Source organism: Microcystis sp. M53602_WE12 (assembly GCF_030065455.1).
In the GTDB taxonomy this organism is placed as follows: Bacteria; Cyanobacteriota; Cyanobacteriia; order Cyanobacteriales; family Microcystaceae; genus Microcystis; species Microcystis aeruginosa.
The window spans coordinates 1-3968 of record NZ_JASJFB010000466.1 but is presented as its reverse complement, the minus strand read 5'-3'; the positions used below and the strand labels follow the sequence as shown (position 1 = coordinate 3968).

The window sequence follows — 3968 nt, the reverse complement described above, 5'->3', positions numbered from 1 at the left end:
TACCAGATATGGGAGTGATCAGGGGGAAATTCAGCTACTTTTTCCCTGAAAATTAGGTAATTGACCCCCTCAAAATCGGTAAAACCCCACACCCCACACCCTACACCCTACACCCTGCCCCTAGGAAAAACTTTTTCAGCAGACCCTAACTATTGAGTTAAAAACAGGCGATTTCAAGAGGAAGGGGGCAATTCTAAGGGAATAGCCCCGATTATTCCCTTACGAAAATCATTGAGTAACTGCATGGCTGCCCTTTCTTTATCTTCTTGATATTTGAGATTGGCCAATTTTTCGATAAAATCTTCCCCGGTCATGTCTAGAGTATTCAACCCATAACGAGATTCTAAAAGTCCTTCATACTGTAATTCTCTTAATAAATCGACAAAAGCCGCCGCTATCCTTTGGTTATCATAACCAGCATCGCCAATATCCTCACAGATAGCTAATTTCACCGCATCCCTTTGATTATCTAAACGGGAAGGAATCACCCCCGGCGCATCTAATAGTTCTAAGGTGTCGGAAATTCGTACCCATTGTAATTGTCGCGTTACTCCGGCCCTGCGGGCGCTGGCGACGACTTTTCGCCCTAATAAACGGTTAATCAGGGCAGATTTGCCCACATTGGGAAACCCGATCACCACAGCCCGCACTGGACGCGGTAACATTCCTCTTAGTTGACGTTTTTGGTTAATTTCATCGCCAATTTTTTCCGCCGCTTTGATAATTGCTTTAACTCTTTCTCCCTGTTTAGCGTTAGTAAAATAGACGGTTTTTCCTTGACTTTTAAACCATGTTACCCATTGTTGCTGGGCAGATTCGGGAATCATATCGAGACGATTTAAGATTAACAAGCGCGGTTTATTGCCAATCCAATCGTCCACCTGCGGATGATGGGAAGCTAAGGGAATGCGAGCATCGCGCACTTCTAAGACCACATCCACGAGTTTAAGATGTTCCTTGAGTTTTCTTTCCGCTTTGGCAATATGACCGGGATACCATTGAATTAACGACATGGGAGATGGGAGTATAAAATTAAATCTTATCAGGAATAGTCCCTAGATAGCTATAATTATCTGAGAAAAAGTTTAGTAATTTCACTGCAATTATAACAGGATTGTCGATGACTAATTTAAAAAAATGGCAAATTATTAAATCCGAGCTAGTTTTTCATAATCGTTGGTGTCAAGTCCGTCAAGACGCGGTGAAGTTATCCTCCGGACAAGTTATCGATGATTATTTCGTTAATATTCGTCCTGAAATTGTTTTAGTTGTTCCAGTTACTGGGGATAATCAATTGGTTTTTGTCCGTCAATATCGTCACGGAGTTAAGGAAATTTTATTGGAATTTCCTGCCGGAGCAGTAGATGCGGGTGAAGATGATATTACTGCGGCAGCGCGTCGGGAATTCGAGGAGGAAACCGGTTATCAAAGTGATTCTCTAATACCTCTGGCTGTTTTGTACGATAATCCCGTTAAAGATACTAACAGAATTCATATTTTTTTGGCTCTTAATGCTACTCCCACAGGTCAACAAAAGTTAGATATTACCGAGGAAATTGAAGTTATTCTTCGACCTTTACAGGAAATTAATCCACAGGAAATTACCGTCTCTGGTAGTTTAGCTGCTTTCTATCTAGCGAGGGATTTTTTAAAGCAAAATTAAGGAGTTATAGCAGTTATATTAATGGGGAGGTAGGAAGTTTTCGTTTATTCCCACTTCCCCACTTCCCGCTCTCCTACCTCTGCGCTTTTCTCTACTGTTTGAACGGGATTTGTATTACTTTAAGTTTTATTTTTTTTTCACTTGTCTATGAGTAATTTTTTGATGATTGCTGGCTTTATCCTATCAGCTTATGCGATTGTTGCCAACGATTCCCTACAAACTTTAGGGACTTTTTTAAGTGCCAATGAAGAACGTCCCTGGTGGATTTTATGGCTGTACACCAGTATAATCTTAGCCTCGATTTTTATCGCTGGTTGGTATATTAATCAGGGAGATGTGGCTTATAATCGACTAGAAATGATTCCCTTCCCAGAAACTTTTACTTGGATTTATATCGTTCCTCCCTTAGCAATTTTAATTCTCACCACTTGGGGAATACCTGTGAGTACAACCTTTTTGGTTTTAACAGTTTTTGCTCCCCAATCTCTAGATGAAATGTTAGTTAAATCCGCTTGGGGTTATGCTCTTGCTGTTATAGTGGGGTTAGTCATCTATCGAATTATTTATCGATTAGAAAACTTTTTCCTAGAAACAGTTAATAAAGAACCTCAAAAAATCTGGGTAGTTTTACAGTGGTTATCCACCGGGTTTCTCTGGAGTCAATGGTTAATGCAAGATTTTGCTAATATTTTCGCCTATCTTCCCAGAAAGTTAGCGGCAACATGGTTAGTTTTATCTCTAACAGTTATGCTACTCCTGCAAACCATCATTTTTATTAATCATGGTGGTCAAATCGAGAAAATTGTCACTAGCAAAACTAACGCCCATGATCCGCGTTCTGCAACAATTATTAACTTAATTTATGGCTTAATTTTACTCTTTTTTGTTGGCTATAATCATATTCCCATGAGTACCACTTGGGTATTTTTAGGTTTATTAGGAGGTCGAGAAATTTCTCTGACTTTAACCAGAGAAACCCCTAATTTAGCCGCCACGGGTAAATTGGTTTTAGGGGATGCCTTGAAAGCTTTTATCGGTATGATTGTTAGTGTTACTATCGCTCTTGCTTTACCTCTAATCGCTCAAAAACTTAACTATCTATAGGAAGTGGGGTGTGGGGTGTGGGGTGTGGGGTGTGGGGTGTGGGGAGATGTAAATTAAGAATAACAAGATTGGGGAGATAGGCGATCGATTGACGACCCGGAGTGATAAAGTTTTCTATTACTGATAATCTCGAAATTATCGTTCAACCAGATTAAAGATGCTTCTGTGACTAGACCTTCTTCAAGAGTGACTAGGGAAAAATTGCGAGATTTACCCGTATCGGAGTGGAGAATACGAGGGACACTGGCAGCATTCAGATAAACAGTTCCCATCTCGGAAGTGACCACGGGATTGCGTAAACGGGAAGTGGTATGACGGAGACGGTGGTGCATATGACCGAAACTGACCAGAGGAACCTGTTTTCCTAATAGCTGTGCTTGTTCGATGGCCGCTGCTAAATCGGGATCCCCGTGGTCCCCTCCCAAGGGTTGCCAATCGCGACCACAGATAGCTTCCGCTTCCTTTCCCAGTCCGGCCGGACCATTGTGACCTAAAAAAATCAGGTTATTATAGGCAGTATCTTGAATATTAGCGATAATTTTGGCAGTAGATTCGGCAAAACTGCTGATATTATAGCGTTCTTGAAAAAATTCTCCATTTTTCCACTCGGAACCTCCCCAAGTAAAGGGACGACCCCCAACAATCGAAAGCTGTAAACTGGGCAGGTCTAGTTTTGAGTAACCCACATGAGCAACCCCTAATAATTCTAACTGGGCGGTGACACGATCTTCTTGATTGCGATCGTAGGGACATTTTTTTCGTCCCCAGGAGGTGGCACTATACCAAGCGTCATGATTACCGAGAATAACGGCTTTTGGTAAGGACAAACTAGCAATCCGACCGACAATTTCTAGGGATTCATTGCCAAAATCGCCGACAAATAGGGCTAAATCCACTTGTAAAGCTTCTAGAGCTAAATTATCTTCTATTTCCCATTGGTCGTGAACGTCACCGATGACGGCGATTTTATAGGTGCGAGGGAAAGAACTTACCATTACCAGTTATCAACTATCATTTATCAGTAACGATCATAACTAGGATTGGCCGAATAAATAGGGTCTGCTGAAAAAGTTTGTTGGTGGGGGCAGGGTGTGGGGTGTGGGGTGTGGGGTGTGGGGTTTTACCGATTTTGAGGTAGTCAGTTACCTAATTTTCAGGGAAAAAGTACCTGAATTTTACCCCCGATCCCTCCAATGGTCGG

4 protein-coding genes are annotated in these 3968 nt (G+C 41.7%); 2 read left to right on the top strand and 2 right to left on the bottom strand.

The annotated features are described in order from the left end of the window. Positions 1 to 173: 173 nt before the first annotated feature. Positions 174 to 1013, bottom strand: a complete 840-nt coding sequence (gene ylqF, locus PX482_RS15475) for a ribosome biogenesis GTPase YlqF (RefSeq protein WP_004159443.1) — start codon at positions 1011 to 1013, stop codon at positions 174 to 176. Positions 1014 to 1120: 107 nt separating this feature from the next. Here ylqF and PX482_RS15470 point away from each other — a divergent pair, with 107 nt between their 5' ends. Then, a complete protein-coding gene (locus PX482_RS15470) occupies positions 1121 to 1663 on the top strand; it encodes an NUDIX hydrolase (RefSeq protein ID WP_002798619.1) in 543 nt (180 codons plus the stop codon). Between the two features lie 162 nt (positions 1664 to 1825). Beyond that, complete coding sequence (locus PX482_RS15465) at positions 1826 to 2767, top strand: hypothetical protein (protein WP_288094673.1); 942 nt, start codon at positions 1826 to 1828, stop codon at positions 2765 to 2767. Between the two features lie 53 nt (positions 2768 to 2820). Here the strand turns inward: PX482_RS15465 and PX482_RS15460 are convergent, their stop codons facing one another. Next, positions 2821 to 3762, bottom strand: a complete 942-nt coding sequence (locus tag PX482_RS15460; protein WP_004159447.1) for a TIGR04168 family protein — start codon at positions 3760 to 3762, stop codon at positions 2821 to 2823. Between the last annotated feature and the right edge of the window lie 206 nt (positions 3763 to 3968).